Annotated in this window: 11 protein-coding genes; 3 read left to right on the forward strand and 8 right to left on the reverse strand. The window is 70.1% G+C overall.

The window, feature by feature from the left end; all coding sequences use genetic code 11:
- Positions 1–136 precede the first annotated feature (136 nt).
- Positions 137–1,150 carry a LacI family DNA-binding transcriptional regulator gene (locus tag OG841_RS13905; RefSeq protein WP_328641190.1) on the forward strand — a complete coding sequence of 338 codons (1,014 nt, stop codon included), beginning with the start codon at positions 137–139 and terminating at the stop codon, positions 1,148–1,150.
- A gap of 84 nt (positions 1,151–1,234) precedes the next feature.
- Complete coding sequence (locus tag OG841_RS13910) at positions 1,235–3,274, forward strand: glycoside hydrolase family 31 protein (RefSeq protein ID WP_371565450.1); 2,040 nt, start codon at positions 1,235–1,237, stop codon at positions 3,272–3,274.
- A gap of 56 nt (positions 3,275–3,330) precedes the next feature.
- On the opposite strand, the gene OG841_RS13915 is transcribed toward OG841_RS13910, so the two are convergent.
- The 8 genes from OG841_RS13915 to OG841_RS13950 all read right to left on the reverse strand — a co-directional run bounded on the left by OG841_RS13915 (position 3,331) and on the right by OG841_RS13950 (position 14,932).
- Entirely contained in the window at positions 3,331–3,951 is a 621-nt protein-coding gene (locus OG841_RS13915) for a chorismate mutase (protein ID WP_371565452.1), read from the reverse strand.
- 35 nt (positions 3,952–3,986) lie between these two features.
- Positions 3,987–4,700 carry a glycoside hydrolase family 12 protein gene (locus OG841_RS13920; RefSeq protein ID WP_328641187.1) on the reverse strand — a complete coding sequence of 238 codons (714 nt, stop codon included), beginning with the start codon at positions 4,698–4,700 and terminating at the stop codon, positions 3,987–3,989.
- A gap of 39 nt (positions 4,701–4,739) precedes the next feature.
- Positions 4,740–6,929: a glycosyl hydrolase family 95 catalytic domain-containing protein gene (locus OG841_RS13925; protein WP_371565453.1), complete on the reverse strand. Its 2,190-nt coding sequence runs from the start codon at positions 6,927–6,929 to the stop codon at positions 4,740–4,742.
- Positions 6,926–8,908: a beta-galactosidase gene (locus OG841_RS13930; RefSeq protein WP_371565454.1), complete on the reverse strand. Its 1,983-nt coding sequence runs from the start codon at positions 8,906–8,908 to the stop codon at positions 6,926–6,928. Before OG841_RS13930 ends, OG841_RS13925 begins: the two co-directional genes overlap by 4 nt.
- The gene (locus tag OG841_RS13935) at positions 8,908–11,148 is read right to left on the reverse strand and encodes a WD40/YVTN/BNR-like repeat-containing protein (protein ID WP_328641184.1); all 2,241 of its coding nucleotides are present in this window, start codon (positions 11,146–11,148) and stop codon (positions 8,908–8,910) included. The genes OG841_RS13930 and OG841_RS13935 overlap by 1 nt, the downstream gene beginning before the upstream one ends.
- 123 nt (positions 11,149–11,271) lie before the next feature.
- Positions 11,272–12,198: a carbohydrate ABC transporter permease gene (locus tag OG841_RS13940; RefSeq protein WP_031039072.1), complete on the reverse strand. Its 927-nt coding sequence runs from the start codon at positions 12,196–12,198 to the stop codon at positions 11,272–11,274.
- Positions 12,195–13,244, reverse strand: a complete 1,050-nt coding sequence (locus OG841_RS13945; RefSeq protein ID WP_328641183.1) for an ABC transporter permease — start codon at positions 13,242–13,244, stop codon at positions 12,195–12,197. The genes OG841_RS13940 and OG841_RS13945 overlap by 4 nt, the downstream gene beginning before the upstream one ends.
- Complete coding sequence (locus tag OG841_RS13950) at positions 13,244–14,932, reverse strand: extracellular solute-binding protein (protein ID WP_328641182.1); 1,689 nt, start codon at positions 14,930–14,932, stop codon at positions 13,244–13,246. The genes OG841_RS13945 and OG841_RS13950 overlap by 1 nt, the downstream gene beginning before the upstream one ends.
- A 326-nt stretch (positions 14,933–15,258) precedes the next feature.
- Between OG841_RS13950 and OG841_RS13955 the strand changes: the two genes are divergently transcribed.
- Entirely contained in the window at positions 15,259–18,096 is a 2,838-nt protein-coding gene (locus tag OG841_RS13955) for a glycoside hydrolase family 3 C-terminal domain-containing protein (protein ID WP_371565456.1), read from the forward strand.
- Positions 18,097–18,236: the final 140 nt, after the last annotated feature.

Genomic DNA, 18,236 nt, shown 5'->3' on the forward strand with positions numbered 1-18,236 from the left:
CGCCCACGAGTCCTTGTCGAAGCGCTTCGACAACCTATGGACACCCACTCCCGGGGGAGCTACTGTCGAACCACCCCCACCCACCATTGTTCGCACTGCGCACTGTCGAAGCGCTTCACAAAGCTTGGAGAGCTGGATGGTCACCCTCGCCGAGGTCGCCCAGCACGCCGGAGTCTCGGCGAGCACGGTGAGCTATGTCCTCAGTGGCAAGCGGTCCATCTCGACGACCACCCGGCAGCGCGTCGAGGAGAGCATCCGCGAGCTCGGCTACCACCCGAACGCCGGCGCCCGCGCCCTCGCCAGTAGCAGGTCGAACATCATCGCGCTGATGATCCCGCTCCGCACCGACATGTACGTGCCGGTGATGATGGAGATCGCCATCGCGGTGGCCACCACCGCACGGACGCACGGCTACGACGTCCTGCTGCTCACCGGCGAGGAGGGTCCCGACGCCGTACGGCGCGTCACCGGCAGCGGGCTCGCCGACGCGATGATCCTGATGGACGTCGAACTCGACGACGAGCGGCTGCCGTTCCTGCGCGGCACCGACCAGCCCTCCGTGCTCATCGGCCTGCCCGCCGACACCTCCGGGCTCACCTGCGTCGACCTCGACTTCCGGGCCACCGGCGCGCTGTGCGTCGAGCACCTCGCGAAGCTCGGTCACCGCGACATCGCTGTCATCGGCGAGGCCCCCGCGGTCTACGAACGGCACACCGGTTTCGCCGAGCGCACTCTGGACGGACTCCGGTCGCGGGCCCAGGAGTTGGGCGTACGACTGCTGCACCGGCCGTGCGACGGCGGGTACGACGCGATGGCCGTGACGCTCGCCCGCGTCCTCGACGAGCGTCCGTCCACCACGGGCTTCGTCGTGCAGAACGAGCAGGCGGTCGAGCCGCTGCTCGCGCTGCTGCGCCAGCAGGGCCGGGCCATTCCCGAGGACGTCTCGGTGGTCGCGATCTGCCCCGAACAGGTCGCCGTCCAGGCCTCGGTGCGGCTGACGTCGGTCGCCATTCCCGCCCAGGAGATGGGCCGGCACGCCCTGGAGCGGCTGGTCGCCAAGCTGGAGGGCCGCGGTGAGGACGAAGTGGTCCTGATCGAGCCCGAGTTGACGGTCCGGGCGAGCACCGGCCCGGCGCCTTCGACCACCTGACACGTCACGCACCACACCTCACACACCACGCGTCCCGTGCCTGTGCGGCACGCCCCTGTCTGCATTCCTTCAGGAGCACTCCTCGTGAATCAGCCTGCCGAAAACCAGCCCAAGGTCACTCTCGCGCAGTCGTCTCCCACCGTCGGTACGTTCCGGGAGCGGGACGGCGCGCTGGAGTGGAGCGGGCGCCAGGAGACCGTCCGTGTCGAGCCCTGGGGTCCGGACGCGGTCCGGGTGCGTGCCCGGCTCGGCGGGCCGATCCTCGAGGGGCTGCCGGGCGCCCTGCTCGACGAGCCGCCGGCCACCGAGAGCACGGTCAAGATCGGTGACGGGGAAGGCCAGTTGACGGTGGGCGCACTGACGGTCCACGTCGACGCCGAGGGGCAGCTCCGCTTCCTGCGCTCGGCGGACTCCGCCGAGCTGCTCGCGGAGGCCCGCGCCCACTTCTGGTGGCCCGGCTCGCGTCTGTACACCGCGGTCGGCAACGGCCACCACCGGCTGGAGCAGCGCTTCGCCGCCTACGACGACGAGAAGCTGTACGGCCTCGGCCAGCACCAGCACGGCAAGCTGGACCAGAAGGGCCTGGTCCTCGACCTGATCCAGCGCAATGCCGAGGTGGGCATCCCGGTTCTGGCCTCCAGTCGCGGCTACACCCTCCTCTGGAACAACCCGGCGATCGGTCGCGTGGAACTCGCCCGCAACGGCACGCGCTGGGTGGCCGACTCGGCCCGCCAGATCGACTACTGGATCACCGCGGGCTCCCCGGCCGACGGTCAGCGCCGCTACAGCGGGGTGACCGGCCGGACGCCGATGCTGCCGGAGTGGGCGGCGGGGTTCTGGCAGTGCAAGCTGCGTTACCGCACCCAGGACGAACTCCTGTCCGTGGCACGGGAGTACAAGCGGCGCGGGCTTCCCCTCTCCGCGATCGTCTGTGACTTCTTCCACTGGACGCACCTCGGCGAGTGGAAGTTCGACCCGGCCGAGTGGCCCGACCCGGCGGCGATGGTCCGTGAACTGGAGGAGATGGGCGTCAAGTTGGTGGTCAGCGTCTGGCCGTCGGTGTCGCCGCTCAGCGAGAACCACCTGGTCATGGAGCAGCGCGGCTACTTCATCGGCACCCAGTACGGCCCGATGGCGCACGCCGACTGGCCCGACAAGGGGGTCGCCTCCACCGTCCAGGTCGCCTTCTACGACGCCACGAACCCGGAGGCCCGGGAGTTCATGTGGTCGAAGGTCCGCGACAACTACCTTGCCCCGTACGGCATCACGGCCTTCTGGCTGGACGCCTGCGAGCCGGAACTCAAGCCCGGATTCCAGGAGAACCTGCGCTACTGGGCGGGGCCCGGCCTCGAGGTCGGCAACATGTACCCGGCCGAGAACTCCCGCACCTTCCACGAGGGCCTGACGGCCGCCGGCGAGGAGGTCATCACCCTCAACCGCTCGGCCTGGGCGGGCAGTCAGCGCTACGGCGCCGCCCTGTGGTCCGGTGACATCGGCACCGACTTCCCGACCCTGCGCGAGCAGATCGCCGCGGGTCTCAACACCGCGATGTCCGGCATTCCGTGGTGGAACACGGACATCGGCGGCTTCCACGGCGGCGACCCAGACGACCCGGCGTACCGCGAGGTCATGGTCCGCTGGTTCCAGTTCGGCGCCCTGTCCCCGCTCATGCGGCTGCACGGCTTCCGCGACCCGGGCATGCCGCTGGGACCGGAGATGACCGGCGGCCCCAACGAGGTGTGGTCGTACGGCAAGGAGGCCGGCGCGATCATGGAGAAGTACCTGCGCCTGCGCGAGCGGCTGAAGCCGTACGTCCTGAAGGTCATGCGCGAGGCCCACGAGGAGGGCCTGACGCCGATGCGCCCGCTGTTCCTGGAGTTCCCGGACGACCAGGCGACGTGGACGGTCGACGACGCGTATCTCTTCGGCGCGGATCTTCTGGTCGCGCCGGTGCTCACGGCGGGCGCGACGGCCCGTACGACCTATCTCCCGGCGGGCGCGACCTGGACGGACGCGTGGACCGGTGAGACGTACGAGGGCGGCACGACGGTGACCGTCGACGCCCCGCTGGACCGCATCCCGTTGTTCCTGCGGGACGGGGCGCGGCTTCCGGTGGCCGAGTAGCGCTGGGGAAGCGGCCGGTCCCACGGGGGTGGGCCGGCCGCTTCGTCGTGTGGGAGTCAGCTTCCGCAGACCGAGTGCAGAGCACGCACCAGGGCCCTGGTGTGCAGGGCGTCGAGGTGATCCTCGTGGTGGACCTGGAGGCCGGCCAGCGCCAGCTCGGGACGGCAGGTGAGCGCGCCGCGGTCGTCGGCGGTGGTGGCGAGGGCCTCGACCAGTGCGCTGGTCACACGGTTGATCTCCTGCCGTACGACGCTCAGGTCCGGCTTGGTCGTCGGCGCCTCGTCGGGGTGGTCGGTCCACCGCTGGAACAGACCGCGCTGGACGATCTTGTTCGCCTCGATCTGGTCGCGGAAGATCACTCGGATCTCGTCCGGGTCGGCGCCGAGCTGCTGGGCCTGGGCGGCGACGTTGTCGAGGACCTGTTGTTCGCGGGCGGGGTCGTCGATGGGGCTGTCGGTGCCCCACTTGGCGGCGGCGACCAGGTCGGCGGTGGCCAGGCGTTCGGCGGCGAGTTCGACGACGGGATGCAGGGCGGAGAGGGAGGGGGCGGCGGCGTGGGGCGCCGCGGCCGTCCCGGAGACGGGAACCGCGACCGCGGAACCCGTCGCGGTGAGAACGACGGCCGCGGTCGCGGTCACGGCGATCAGGGCACGTCGGAGGGGGGTGGTGGTACGCATGCCCCCATCCAACCCGACGCTGCCCCACGATCAGGTCAACTGCTGCTTACGGTCAGGTTGTTCGCGGTGAAGTTGAGGCCACCGGACGAGCTGGTGATCTCGAAGCCGAACTGGACGTCACCGATGGTCTCGTTGCCGAACCAGCCCTTGGTGTCCTTGATCCACTTCAGGATCGGGAGGACGTCGACCGTGCCCGAGGTCGAGTTCGAGGTGCGCACGAAGGAGAACACCTGGTTCGACCCGTTGGTGCCCTTGTACACGGTCCAGGTGTGGCCGCCGAGCGTCACGTTGCCCTGCGAGCTGCCGATCGGGCCGACGGCTCCGGTCTTGTTGACCCAGAGCATGATCTCGTACTTGTGGTTGGTGTCCCAGATGTCATACGACGTGTTGTACGCGCCGGACGACGGGACCGAGACGTTGTAGCTGCTGGAGAGCGAACCCAGCGAGGTGATCGACTTGTTGATCACCTTCTTGGAGTTGGGGTAGGACTTGATGCCGCCGGTGTTGGGGTGGTTGGCGTTGACGCCCCAGTTGGTGCCGGAGTTGGCCCAGATGCACTGGCTGCCGGCGCCGGAGCCCCAGATGTTGTTGTAGAGCGTGTAGCCGTTCAGGCTCGTGTTGCCGTACTGATCGCAGGTGTTCCAGACGGCGGCGGACGCGGGGGCCGAGGCGAGTCCGACGGTGGCGCCGATGGCCATCGCCGGGGCCAGCACCGCCATGGTGATCTTGCGCAGGGTGCTCTTTGCCATGGTGTCCCTTTCCATGGGTGGGGGGAAATGCGGGGGTGGTTACCACGCCTCCAGACGAAGGACGTGGTCTTCTCCGGCGACGAGGTCGAGCGGCTCGGTGCCGGAGGAAGTCCGGAGTTCGACGCGGTGGGTGCGGGTGGGGCGCAGCACCGCGGTCGCTTCGGTGGGGCTCCAGGTGAGGTCGAGTGCGGCCCCGAACCTGGTGCGGATGCCCCGTAGTTCACCTCGGGGGCAGGTGGTCGGAACCGCCGGGAGCAGCACCAGCCGGTCCGGTGTCGACTGCACGAGCATTTCGACGAGGACGGCGGGCAGGGTGTGGGCGGCGTCCGCGTTGTAGACGTGCCGGTTCGGGTAGTGCGCGCTCATCAGCGAGGCGTGGAAGAAGTCGCCCCCCAGGACCTGGCCGAGGGCGTGCGCGACCCGTTCCGCGTCGCGCAGCCGGGCCGCGACGAGGGCGTGGTGGAGATGGCCGTGGGCCGAGTCGTTCTCGGAGCCGCGGAGTTCGAGGGCGCGGTGGGCGGCCCCGGCGAGGTCGGGGGTGTCGTAGGGGGTGATCTCGTCGAGTGGCCAGACACCGTAGAGGTGGCTGAGGTGGCGGTGGTCGTAGGTGTCGTCGAGGCCGGGCCACGCCCATTCGGCGAGGGCGCCGTCGGCGTTGACCCGGTGGGGAGGGAGCCGGTAGGCGAGGGCGCGCCAGGCCTCCGTCTTCTCGGGGTGGTAGGCGGCGGCCGTGAGCAGGGCGTGCCGGGCGGCCGAGAGGTCCATGGCCGCGTTGATCGCGCCCCAACTGGCGTTCGCGGGACGGTTCTCGGGCGAGTAGGAGGGGACGACGACGAGATGGCCGTCGGCGTCGGTGCGGGTGAGGAAGTCCTCGTAGAACAGGGCGACTTCGGCGAGCGCACGGGCGGTGCGCGGGTCCTGTTCGCCGCGGGTCTCGTCGTGGTCGACGAGGGGCTTGAGCAGCCAGTCGGCACCCGCGGTCCACAGGTGCAGCGGGTACTCGCGGTTGAAGTGGTACGTCAGCCCGGACTCGCCGTCGGAGTGCGGCGGGGCCACGGCACCCCGGGTGCCGAAGATCTCGCGGGCGTTGTCCTGCCAGTCGGACAGCTGACGGTGGATCAGGGAGGCGAGGGCTTCGGTGACTTCGGGAAGGTCAGCGCTCGCTGCCGACGCGGTCTGGAGGTTGACATTGGCGTCGTTGGTGAACGCTCCCGACCATGCGGTGTCCCAGTCGCCGGTCCACAGACCGTTGAGGCGGGGTGGGAAGAGGCCGCTGGAGGAGAGCAGGTGGTAGCGGCCGGCGGCGAAGAGGCGTTCCAGGAGGGCGGGACTGTCGGAACGCTCCAGCAACTCCGAGCCCGGCAGCGCGCGTTCGGCGGGGTCGGCGGCGAGGTCGAGGGTGACGCGTTCGTAGGCGGTGCGGTGGGACTCGGTGTGGCGGGCCAGGAGGCCGTCGTAGGGATCCTGCCGGTCGGGCAGCAGCTCGCGCAGGGCGCGGGCCTCGGCGAGCGCGTCCGGATCGTCGGTGTGCCGCAGGACGCGGGTCAGCAGGAGGACGGAGTCCGCGCCGGTGACGCGGAGCCCGGGGGGCGTGAGTGTCGTACGGCCGCCCGTGACCACGACGAGGGTCACGCCGGTGTAGGCGCGGTCGCTGCCGGGGTAGCGGGCGCGCAGGGTGAGCAGGGCTCCCTCGGGGGTGAGCACGGCGCCGTGGCCGACGGCGAGGCCGTGCGGGGCGTTCGGGAGCCGGTGGTCGAGGGAGATGTCCAGGTCGGGAGTGGTGGCCTGGTGGACGACGACGTCGTCGGCACGGGAGACGAAGACGCGGCTGAGGCGGCCGTCGTACTCCGTCCGTGCGACGCCGGTGGTGAAGTCGACGGAGCGGCGGTAGCCGGAGTCTTCGGCGGACGCGGTCCGCCGCAGCCGGATCGCGAAGGCCGGGTGGAAGGGCTGTACCCACTGGAGCTCGCGCCGGTCGGTGAAGCTCTCGGCCGCGTGGAGGTCGCCGGAGAGCAACCGGTCCTGGAGCGCGGGGAGTCCGGCGGCGAGCCGGGGCGGGCGGGCGTGTTCGGCGCCGTTGGGGCGGACGAGGGTGTGGTGGGTGACGACGACCCGCTCGTCGGTCGGATCGCCGAAGAGGAGAGCGCCGTGGTGGCCGTTGCCGCTGAGGAAGCCGTCCTCCCAGCGCGCGGCCGGTTCGCGTTCCCAGGTGCCGTGGACGAGGTTCATGGGCGCAGTACCGCCACACCGTAACGTTCCAGGGTGAGTTGGTTCGTGACGGCCGTTCCGGTCAGCAGGTCGTGGTGGGTGCCCGGCACCCGGACCGTCACCGGCTCGCGGCCGTGGTGGAGCAGGAAGAGCAGGTCACCGCGGCGGACGGCCTCGACCTGGTCGGGCAGTCCGTCGAGGACCGGTCGCACGCCCGCTCCCGTGGCGATCCCGGCGAGGAGCTCGCGCAGGGCGCCCGGCTCGGGAAGCGTCGAGAGGTACCAGGCGCGGCCCCTGCGCAGCACGGCGGGCAGCCCGTCGAGCTCACCGCCCTTGTACGAGGCCTCTGTTGTGGCGTCCTCGGACTTGTCGATCTCCTCCGACCACAGGGTGCCGCGGAAGTCGTCGCATTCCGCGTACTCCCCCGCGTCCAGCGGCCACCACTCGTGCAGGGTGCGGATGCCGAACAGGTCGCGCAGCCGGGCGTCCATGCCTCCGGGGCGCACCCGGTCGTCCTCGTCGGCGACGCCGGTGAGGAATCCGGAGACGAGGGTGCCGCCCTGGTGGACGTAGCCGAGGAGGTTGTCGATCGCCGCGTCGGTGAGGGCGTACAGCTGGGGGACGACGACCACCTTGTAGGCGGTGAGGTCGTGTTCGGGGTGAGCGAAGTCGGTGGTGAGGTGGGCTTGCCAGAGCGCGCGGTGCCAGGCCTTGAGGACGTCGGGGTAGTCGGCCTCGCTGGAGAGGCGGCCGTCCTGGGCGCCGGCCCACCAGGCATGCCAGTCGTGCAGGACAGCGATGTCGTGGGCGGTGTGACATCCCGTCACCTGCGCTGAGATCGCGGCCAGTTCGGCTCCGAGCCGCTTGACCTCCTGATAGGTGCGTCCCTCCTCCCCCGCGTGGCTGACCATGCCGGAGTGGAACTTCTCCGCGCCTTGCCGGGACTGGCGCCACTGGAAGAAGCAGACGGCGTCGGCCCCGCGGGCGACGGCCTGGAGGGACCAGAGGCGGTTCAGCCCACGGGGCTTGGGGTGGTTCACGCCCCGCCAGTTGACCGGTCCGGCGGCCTGCTCCATGAGCATCCACGGCCCACGGGCCTGCGAGCGGGTCATGTCCTGGACGAGAGCGCCCTGTTGAGCCCCGAGAGGATCACGGGGGTCCGGATAGAGGTCGACGGAGACGACGTCCTCCTCCTCGGCCCAGCGCCAGGCGTCCTGGCCGACCCACAGGGGCATGAAGTTGCTGGTCACCGGGGTGTTCGGGGTGGCCCGGCGGACGATGTCCCGCTCGGCGAGGTAGCACTCGAGGAGCATGTCGGAGGTGAACCGCTTGAAGTCCAGCACCTGGCTGGGGTTCTTCATGTAGTGGGCGTGGCGAGGCGTGTGGATCTCGGCCCAGTCGCCGTAGCCCTGGCTCCAGAAGGCGGTTCCCCAGGCGGAGTTGAGGGCGTCGAGGGAGCCGTAGCGTTGCCGCAGCCAGGTGCGGAAGCGGGCGGCGGCCTCGTCGCTCCAGTCGTAGGTGCAGTACTCGTTGTTGATGTGCCACATCGTGAGGGCCGGGTGGCCGCCGTAGCGGGCGGCGAGGTCCTCGCTGATGGCGGCGGCGTAACGGCGGTAGGTGGCGCTGGAGTGCGAGAAGTGCTGGCGCCCGCCCCAGTACTCGGTGCGGCCGTCCTCGGTGACGGGCAGGGTGTCGGGGTGCAGGTGGCCCATCCACGGCGGTGGCGAGGAGGTGGGGGTGGCGAGGACGACCCCGATGCCGTTGTCGTGCATGAGGTCCATCAGCCGGTCCAGCCAGCCGAAGTCCCGCTCCCCCGGCCGGGGTTCGAGCCTGGCCCAGGAGAAGACCCCGACGGTGACGGAGTTGACGCCGGCGGCCCTCATCAGCCGGACGTCCTCCGGCCAGGTCTCCTCGGGCCACTGCTCGGGGTTGTAGTCGCCGCCGTAGAGGATGCGGCCGCGGGTGGCGTCGCCCAGGTGCGGCCTCCTTTCCACGGCCATCAGACGGGCTCCCCGTACTGGATGCCCCGGCCGTTGGTGGCGATGTAGACGCGGCCGTACAGCCGCGGGTCGGCGGCGATGGTCGCGCCGATCCAACCCCACTGGTGCCGGTCGTCGTTGACGCGCACCCAGGTCTTCGCGCCGTCGTCGGAGCGGTACACGCCGGTGATCGCCTCCGTGGCGCCGACCATGTAGATCGCCGGGTGGTCGGCGCCCTTGGCCGCCTTTCCGAAGGCGAGGGTGTGCGAGGCCCAGCAGCTGGTGAGCTTGGTGAAGGTCGCTCCGCCGTCGGTGGACCGGTACAGGCCGTTCGTCTTGGTGCTGAGCCACAGGTCGCCGGAGCGCCCAGGGGCCGCCGTCAACTGGAACTGGCTGTCGCCGGAGGGCAGTCCGCTCGCGCGGCCGGTGAAGGTGAGGCCGCCGTCCGTGCTGGCGAACAGGGTGCCGGTGTCGGTGTCGTACGCGTAGAAGCGCGTCGGGTCGGCGGGGTCGGCGAGCGGGGTGGCGCCCTTGGGGTAGGTGGAGACCTCCGACCAGCTCGCTCCGTTGTCCGTGGAGCGCTGGGCGGAGTACTTGGTGCCGTCCCAGTGCACGAAGGTCCACAGCAGCACGCTGCCGTCGCTGTTGGTGGCGATCGGCCCCGGCGCGTCCTTGGCGAGGGCGGGCTGGGCCGCGAAGGGCGCCCAGGACTTGCCGCCGTCGTTCGAGAAGGCGCCGTTGCCGTGGTCGCCGAAGCCCGTGCGGACGACGTACGCCGGCCGGGCCGCGGCCTGCGCGAGGCCCGTCGCCGAACCGAACACGGGGTTGCTCGCCATGCCCCGCGACGGCGACGCCGTGAGCCGCTCGTGGTACATCACCCCGACGTCCCCGAGACCGCTGAGCAGGTGCGCCTCCCCGGTCGGGGGCGAGATCAGCATGCGTACGGAGGTCTCCTCGAGGCCGCGGATCTGCGGCGCCCAGTGCTTGAGGTCCCGGGTGCCGTAGAGGGTGGCGCCAGTGCCGTGGACGATGTGCTTCGAGTCGTACGGATCGACGGCGAGGGCCTGGATCCACCAGCCGAACTTGGGCGCGTCGGCCCCGAAGGTGAGGAACGGGGTCTCGGACACGTCGAGGACCGCGGACTCCTTGAGGGAGGTCCAGGTGCGTCCGCCGTTCGTGCTCCGGTACAGGGTGTCGACGGCCGCCCAGCGGTTGTTGGTGGAGACGACGACCGTGCCGGGCCTGCGGGCGTCGACGGCGACTCCGCCGTACCCGAAGGTGTCGGCGGAGCCTCCCCCACTCTCGGCTTCGCTCGAGCGGGAGGTGCCCCCAGCCGTCGTCCCGCCGGGCTTCACGGGCGTGACGTCGGTCCACTTGCCGCTCGCCGTGGCCAGCTTGTGCACACTGCCGTCGGACTGTCCGTTGGGGCCGGGTGCGTTGGCGTAGGTGACGTACAGCTCGCGAGTGTGGCAGTCGTAGGCGGCCCGGATCGGCACCTTCGCGGCGGCACCGGAGGGCTGCGCGGGGACGGCTTCCCAGGTGGCCCCGTCGACGGTGCGGTACAGGTTGGCAGCGGTGCCGTCCGAGTCGCCCCAGCCGGCGTAGACGCTGCGGCCCACGGCGACGAGGAGGGTGATGCCCTGGCCGGTGGCGCTCGGGGTGGCCGGGAAGCTCACCGCCTTCCAGGTCGCGCCCCGGTCCGTGGACTTGAGCAGCCCGTCGTGTCGGGTCCCCAGCCACAGCGTGTCGCTGTCCCGCGGATCGACGAGCAGCCGCTCACCCGCCCCCCGCCCGTCCTCGTTCCCACCGAGCTTCACGGTGAGATCGGTACGGGCCCAGGTGGCGCCACGGTCCTCGGACCGCAGGACCGCCCCGTTTCCGGCCCAGGACTGGGCGTAGGCACCGAGGGACAGATACACCCGGTTCGGGTGAGCGGGATCGACGGCGATGGCCTCGACCCCGAGGAGGTTCCAGTCGTCCCACCCGAGATCGTCGTTGAGCGGAGTCCAGCGCGCGCTCCGGTCGTCCCAGCGATAGGCCCCGCCGATGTCGGTACGGGCGTAGGCGAGCCCCCGCACGGTGGGATGGAAGAGCACACCGGTGACGAATCCGGTGCCACCGATGACGGCGGTGCGCCAGCGGTAGGTGGGGGTGACCGAGGCGGCTTCCGCACGCCCTTGGAGGGAAGGAACGGTGGTGAGCGCGGCGGCAGCCGCGGTCCCGGCCAGAACAGCACGCCGGCTCAGCCTGGACGTAAGCATGACAAACCTCGCTCTGAACTAAGGGGAAGTAAGCCCACTAAGGGGCGCGGGGAACTGCGCGCCCAGCCACAACGGACTCGCGGCCGCCGTCCGACAGAACCACCCCTCCGGGATGGCGAACGGTCAGCCCTTCACCGCACCCGTCAACATGCCCTTCTTGAAGTGCCGCTGGACGAACGGAGAAGCAACCGCGACAGGAATCAACGCCAGCACCATGACCGCCATCTGCAATCCCAGCGCCGACAACTGCCCCGTACGCACCGCCTGCTGAAGCCCCGTGGGGTTCGCCGTGTTCTTCTGGACCAGCTGAATGAGCACGTTCTGCAACGGCATCATGTCCTGGTCGCTGAGATAGATGGACGCGTTGAACCAGGCACTCCAGTACCCGACCGCGTAGAACAGCGAGATCACGGCCAGCACGGCCCGTGACAGCGGCATGATGATGGTCAGCAGGATCCGCAGGTCACCGGCCCCGTCGATGCGCGCGGACTCGGTGAGCTCGGGTGAGATGCCCATGAAGAAGGCCCGCAGCACGAGGATGTTGAAGACGCTGACCGCGCTCGGCAGGATCAGCGACAGATAGGTGTCGGTGAGTCCCAGCGACTGCACGAGCAGGTACGTCGGGATGAGCCCGGCGCCGAAGAACATCGTCGCCATCATGATGACCAGGAAGAGCCGGTGTCCCAGACTCCCCGGCCGCGACAGACCGTAGGCCGCCAGCACCGACACCGCCATGGAGAACACCGTGCCGGTGAGCGTGACCCCGACCGAGACCATGATGGCCCGGCTGACCTGGCCACCGCTGAGCAGTTCGGTGTAGTTGACGAAGGTGATGCCCTGGGGGATCACGACCAGGCCGCCGACCCGGTCGATCACCGGTTTCGGGGACAGGCTGGTGACGATCACGATCCACAGCGGGCCGAGCACCCCCAGGCAGCACAGCGCGAGGAAGCCGCTCTTCGCGGTGATGCCGGCCTTGCTGGGCGGCTCTTCCCACACCGGGCGGGCGGGGGCCTTGAGACTGCGGACGAGCTGCGTGTTGAGGCTCATTTCTGGTACACCCCCTGCTCGCCGAGCAGGTGCGCGAACTTGTTCGCACCCAGCACGAGGCAGATTCCTATGACTCCCTTGACGAGGCCGACCGCGGCCGCGTAGCTGAAGTCGCCGTTCTGGATACCCATGTTCCACACATAGGTGTCGAGGACCTCGCTGACCCCCACGCCGACCGCGTCCCGCTGGAGCAGGAACTGCTCGAAGCCGACGCTGAGCGCGTCGCCCACCCTGAGGACCAGCAGCAGCGCGATCACCGGGCGCAGCGCGGGCAGCGTGACGTGCCACATGCGCCGCCAGCGCCCGGCGCCGTCCATCGCGGCGGCCTCGTACAGGTCGGTGCTGACCGCGGCCAGCGCGGCGAGGAAGACGATGATCCCCCAGCCGGCGTCCTTCCACACGGCCTGCGCGGTGACCAGGTACTTGAACAGGCCCGCGTTGGTCATCAGGTCGAAGCCGCTCCAGCCGTGGTCCTCCAGGGTCTGGGCGATGATGCCCGCGCCGCCGAAGATCTGCTGGAAGACGGTGACGACGAGGACCCACGAGAAGAAGTGCGGCAGATACATGATCGCCTGCGCCACGGCCCGGACCCGGGGCCGGATCACACTGTTGATGAGCAGCGCGAGGGCGATGGGGATCGGGAAGAACAGCACCAGCTGAAGCACGAACAGCATGATGGTGTTCTTCGCGGCGCCCCAGAACAGCGGGTCGTCGATCATCCGCGAGAACTGCTCGACGCCGACCCAGGGGCTGTGGAAGATCGCGGTGACGCCATTGCTGGAGACGTAGGGGTCGTAGTCCTGGAAGGCGACGACGTTGCCCAGCAGCGGGACGTAGTTGAAGAGCAGGAGCAGGAGGATGACGGGCAGCGTCATCAGGATGAGCGTACGGTCGCGGCGCAGCCGGACCCGGAAGGGGACCTTGCCCGCCTTGCCCGCCTTGCGCGGCACCCGCGCCTCCGCCGCGGCGGCGACCGCGGCCGTCGGTTCCTCGACGGCCGCGGGGGGACGAGTCCCGTCAGGCCTGCTCCCGGCCGTGATGGACATCAGTTGGCGCTGCCGTTCTTGTCGATGAGCTGCTTGTACCAGTCGCGCAGCTTGTCGCCGCCGGAGGACTTCCACGTGGAGATGGCGGCCTGCACATCGGACAGCTTGCGGTTGCCGCGCACGTAGTCGATCTCCAGCTGCTCGAACTGGCTGGAGAGGTTGGCCCAGCGGGTCGGCTCGACGATGTTCATGCCGAAGGTGGACGTCTTCTTCATGAAGGCCCCCATCCGCTGCTGCCACTCGACCTGCTTGCGGGCGACCTCGGGGAGGTCGGGGTGGGCGTAGTAGGCGGCCGGTGCGGCCAGCATGACCCAGGCGTTGAGCACCTCGGAGTTGCCCAGGTCGTTCTTGACCGGGACGCCGTCCTTGACGGTGTAGTGGGTGCCCTCGACGCCGTAGTCGACGAGCATCCGCTCCTTGGTGCCGTAGGGCGCGGCCGAGAAGTTGGCTGCGGCCAGCGCGTTCTCGATCGTCGCTTTCGAGGCGCCCTTGCGGATCAGCGACCAGATGGTGGCGGGCGAGGAGGCGTACAGCTTCGGGTTGCCGCCGTCCGCGCCGAAGAGGTCCATGGCGTCGATCACGAGGTCCGGGTTGGACTGGGCCTGTTCGGAGGCCTTCCCGTACCAGTCGGCGATGTTGGTGTTCCAGACCAGGATCTGTCCGGCGGTGAAGCGCTGGCCCGCGTCGCCCGTGCGTGCCTTGTCGTCGGGGTGGACCACGCCCGCGTCGAACAGCTTGCGGACCCACTCCAGGGCTTCCAGGTACTCGGGCTGCTCGATGCGGTACGTCAGCTTGCCGTCGGACCCGATGTCCCAGCCGATCGACCCGGAGCCGCGGACGCCGAAGAAGCTCCACGCCGACCAGGTCATGTCACCGCAGGCCCACACCTTGGCCTTGGAACTGGTGGCCTCCTTGGCCCAACTGAGGAACTCGTCGGCCGACTTGGGTACCGAGTAGCCCTTCTTGTCGAAGAGGTCCTTGCGGTACAGGGGCGCGATCCAGTTCGCGGTGGCGGCGGGCATCGGTATGCCGCGCAGCGCGCCGCCGAAGATGCCCATGCGCCAGGCGTCGGAGGGGATCGCGGCCAGGTTCGGGTACTTCTTGACCTTGTCGCCCGCCAGGTAGGGGCCGAGGTCCATGAACTTCGCGGTGACCGCGTTCGCGATCTTGCCGACCAGTTCCCAGCTCGGCACGACCACCATGTCGGGAATGGAGCTGGAGGCCAGGACGGCGCCCAGCTTCTGGCCATAGGTGTTGCCGTCCTGGTTCTGCCAGGTGACCTTCGTGCCCGCCGCCGCGTCCAGCGCCGTGTAGTAGGCGCAGCCGGCCTTCGGCGGGGAGCCCCAGAACGGGGACATGACCTTGAAGGGGGCGCCGGTGCCGAGCTTCTCCGGGACCGAGGCCTTGAGGGCCGCGAGGTCGACCTTGCCGGTGTAGCCGGCGGCCGAGCCGTTCTTGGACGGCAGGTCCGGGTTCGCGACCGTGCTGGCGACGAACGCCGGGAGCAGCTTGTCCGCGGCCTTGCCCGACGTGGTCCCTTCGCGCTCGCCGCTGTCCGAGCCGCCACAGGCGGCAAGCAGCGGCATCCCGCCCGCCACCGCTGCGGTGGCGACCGCGGTGGAGGCGAGGAAGCTTCTCCGGCTCGGCCCGGAAGGACCGGAGGAGGGGGCAGCGGCGTTCGGCGTCATTGCGTCAACCCTTCATGGCGCACCAGGACACCCGGCGGTGGAGCCGTCGGCTGCGGTGTCTTGAGTGGAACTGGCTGAGCTGAAGCGATGCTTCGACAGTGCGACGGAATCCGTAGTCGAAGCGCTTCGATGTTGCTGTGAGGTTAAGTGAACGCCCAGGGGTGCACAAGGGTCGATCCCAAGATTCCTCCGAGGCATAAGGGGTGACCTTTTCTTATGCACCGCTTGAAGTGACGGTGTGGATCCCTTGACACCCACCCCGATGTCGAATGAGCATCGAAGCGCTTCGAAAGCATCGAACCGATCCATCGCAGGGGGATCCCCACGTGACCGCACACCCGCCGCACACACCACCGTTTCGCGATCCGCATCTGCCGTTCGCGAAGCGCATCGACGATCTGCTGTCGCGGCTGACCCTCGACGAGAAGACCGGATTCCTGCACCAGTTCGCCCCTGCCGTCGAGCGGCTGGGCATCTCCGCGTTCCGTACCGGCCAGGAGGCGCTGCACGGCGTCGCGTGGATGGGACCCGCGACGGTGTTCCCGCAGGCGGTGGGCCTCGGCGCGACCTGGAACACCGATCTCGTACGCCGGATCGGCGAGGCGGTGTCCAAGGAGGTCCGGGCGATGCGCGCCCGCGACGACAGGGTCGGCCTCAACATCTGGGCACCGACGGTCAATCTGCTCCGGCACCCGCTGTGGGGCCGTAACGAGGAGGGCTACTCGGAGGACCCGAAGCTCACCTCGGCCATCGCCACCGCCTACACCCACGGGCTGCGCGGCGAGCACCCCACGTACTGGCGCACCGCCCCGGTGCTCAAGCACTGGCTCGCCCACAACAACGAGACGGACCGCGCCACTTCGTCGAGCTCGGTGCGTCCGCGCGTGCTGCACGAGTACGATCTGCGCGCCTTCCGCGAGACGGTCGAGGCGGGCGCGGTGGCCGGGGTGATGCCCGCGTATAACCTGGTCAACGGCCGCCCCAACCACGTCTCGCCCTATCTGCGCGAGCACTTGCGCGCCTGGACCGACGAGGAGCTGCTGGTCTGCTCGGACGCGGGCGCGCCCTCCAACCTGGTCGACCACGAGCACTACTTCGACACCCACGAGGAGGCCACCGCGGCCTCCCTGCGGGCGGGCGTCGACAGCTTCACCGACCACGGCACGGACAGCTCGCAGATGGTCGGCCGGATCCGGAAGGCCTACGAGCAGGGCCTGTTGACCGAGGCCGACATCGACGCCGCGGTCCGCCGGCAGCTCTCGGTCCGCTTCCGGCTCGGCGAGTTCGACCCGCGCTACGACCCGCACGCCGACGTCAAGGACTTCGACACCCCGGCACACCGCGCGCTCGCCCAGGAGGCCGCCGAGCAGGCGATCGTGCTGCTCAGGAACGACGGCGTGCTCCCGCTCGCCCCCGGCACCCGGCTCGCCGTGGTCGGCCTGCTCGCCGACGAGTGCAAGCTCGACTGGTACAGCGGCACGCTCATCCACCGCTCCACCCCGCTGGAGGGGCTGTACGAGCGGTTCGGCGCCGAGCGGGTGGAGTTCGCGGAGGGGGTGGACCGGGTCCTCCTGAAGACCTCCGCCGGGACGTTTCTGCATGTCCTGGCCTCCGGCGACGGCGAGGACGAGGTGCGCGGCGCCGAGGGCGCCCTGGACCCGGCGCTGCTCGCGGGCCGCACGGACCTGCCCCCGCTGACGACCGACGCGACCGGCACCGAGTTCGCGCTGGTCGACTGGGACGAGGGCGTCCTCACGCTCCGCGCCCCCGACGGCCGCTATCTCTCCGTCGCCGAGGACGGCTACCTGCGCGCCTCCGCCGACCAGCCGGGGGGCTGGGTCGTCCAGGAGACCTTCCGCCTGGAACCGCACGCGAACGGTCACCTCCTCAGGCACATCGGCACGGGCCGCCACGTCACTGTCGCCGCGGACGGAGTGAAGGTTGCCGACGAGAACGCGGAAACTTTTGAGCTGATCATCGCCGAACGCGGCGAGGACGCAGTGACCCGCGTCACGTCCGAGGCGGACGTGGTCCTGGTCGTCGCGGGCAACGACCCGCACATCAACGGCCGTGAGACCGAGGACCGGGCGTCCCTGCGGCTTCCCGCCCACCAGGAGCGCCTGCTGCGGGCGGCGCGCGCCGCCCACCCCCGCACGGTCCTGGCCCTGGTCTCGGCCTACCCCTACGCGGTCGACACGTCCGACCTGGCCGCGGCGCTCTGGACGGCCCACGGCGGCCAGGCGGCCGGCACCGCCCTGGCCCGCGTCCTGGCCGGGGACGTCTCTCCCGCGGGCCGCCTCCCCCAGACCTGGTACGAGAACGACGCCGACCTCCCCGGCCTCCTCGACTACGACGTCATCGGCAGCCGCCAGACGTACCTGTACTTCGAGGGCACGCCCCTGTTCCCGTTCGGCCACGGGCTGTCGTACACGTCCTTCTCGTACGGCGACCTCACGTCCCGCGTGGCCGAAGGGGCGCTGCATGTCTCGTTCGCGATCACGAACACCGGTGACGTCACCGCCGACGAGGTCGCCCAGCTCTACACCCGCGCGGTGGACCCGGCACTCCCCCGCCCGCGCCGCGAACTCGTGGCCCACCGGCGGGTGACGCTCGCCCCGGGCGCCCGGGAGGAGCTGTCCTTCGAAGTCCCCTTGCGCGCCTTCGAGTTCTGGGACGTGGCGCAGGGCCGCTCGCGCCTGGAGCCGGGCCCGTACGAGCTGCTGGCCGGTGCCTCCAGCGAGGACATCCGGCTGCGGACGACGGTGCTGCTCGACGGCGAGCCCGGCGCGCCGCGCCCCGTGCTCCAACGGGGCCTGGAGGGTGTGGACTTCGACGAGCAGAGCGGCGTCGAGATCGTCGACCGGACGAGGACGGCCGGCGACGCGGTGACGGCGGCCGAGGGGCGTACCGGCGAACTGGTCTACCGGGACTGCGACTTCGGGGACGGTGTCTCCGGTGTCACCATGACGGTGTCCGGCGAGGGCGCGGTCGAACTGTCGCTGGACGGGGGCACGGTGCTCGCCGCCGTGCAGGTGGAGGAATCCGACTCCGGACCGTACGACTACACCACTCTCGGCGCCGAGATCGTCGCCGAGGGCGTGCACGACGTGCATCTCAGGCTGCGCGGCCCGCTGCGGCTCGCGCACGTCGGCTTCTCCGGTTGAGGGTCCGGAGCGGCTGACGACAAGAAGAGGCCCGGCACCGGAAGGCATCGGTGCCGGGCCTCTTCGAGAACCCTATATGGAAATGGTTCCCATTAGCTAGAGAGCTTTGGCCAGAGAGCTTTGGCCAAAGGGCTTTGGCT

The organism is Streptomyces canus, from assembly GCF_041435015.1.
Classification (GTDB): Bacteria; Actinomycetota; Actinomycetes; order Streptomycetales; family Streptomycetaceae; genus Streptomyces; species Streptomyces canus_G.